The organism is Streptomyces sp. NPDC104096, assembly GCF_055584385.1.
Map to the genome: position 1 here is coordinate 1 of NZ_JBVJMD010000174.1, position 1088 is coordinate 1088.

1 protein-coding gene is annotated in these 1088 nt (G+C 61.4%); it reads left to right on the forward strand.

Going from position 1 to position 1088, the window contains the following annotated elements; all coding sequences use genetic code 11:
- Positions 1–1088: sensor histidine kinase (locus ACZ60B_RS43070; protein WP_469397607.1), on the forward strand; the 1088-nt coding region annotated here is incomplete at both ends.

Sequence of the window (1088 nt, forward strand, 5' to 3'; positions counted from 1 at the left end):
CTCGCGGTGGCGCGCCCCTACGACGAAGCGTTGCAGCTGGTAGAGCACATCGCGCTGCCGATGATGATCGCCAATACCGTCGGTGCGGCGATGTTCATGCAAATCCTGCTGGATCGGCGCGCGATGTTTGAGAAATACACCAGCGCTTTCTCTTCCAAGGCGCTGAAGATCGCCGAGCGCACCGAGGGCATCCTGCGCCAGGGCTTCGATCAAGAAAACAGCATGAAGGTCGCCCGGGTGATTTATCAGGAGCTGGGTATCGGTGCAGTGGCGATCACCGATCGTGACAAGCTGCTGGCGTTTATCGGCATCGGCGACGATCACCACCTGCCGGGCACGCCGATCGCCTCGGTGCATTCGCATCGCGCCATCGACAACAACGAGGTGGTGTACGCCGACGGTAATCAGCTCTCTTACTGCTGCTCGATCAATCCGGCCTGCAAGCTGGGATCGACGCTGGTGATCCCGCTGCGCGGCGAAAACCAGCGGGTCATCGGCACCATCAAGCTGTACGAACCGAAAAGCCAGCTGTTCAGCACCATCAACCGCACGCTGGGCGAAGGCATCGCCAGCCTGCTGTCGGCGCAGATCATGGCCGGACAGTACGAGCGCCACAAGCAGCTGCTGGCGCAGTCGGAGATCAAGCTGTTGCATGCGCAGGTCAATCCGCATTTCCTGTTCAATGCCTTGAATACGCTGGTGGCGGTGATCCGCCGCGATGGCGAACGCGCCTGCGATCTGGTGCAGTCCCTCTCAACTTTCTTTCGTAAAAACCTCAAACGTTCGGATGATGAAGTCAGCCTGGCGGACGAGATTGAGCATGTGAACGCCTACCTGCAGATTGAGAAAGCGCGCTTCGCCGATCGGCTGGAGATCGCGGTATCGCTGCCGGAGGCGCTGCTGGCGGCGCGGCTGCCGGCGTTTTCGCTGCAGCCGATCGTCGAGAACGCCATCAAGCACGGCACCTCGCATCTGTTGGGCGTGGGCCGCATCGAAATCGGCGCCTGCTGCGAAGGCGAGCATCTGCTGCTGCAGGTGACGGACAACGCCGGGCTGTTCCAGCCGAAGCCGAACTGCAGCGGGCTGGG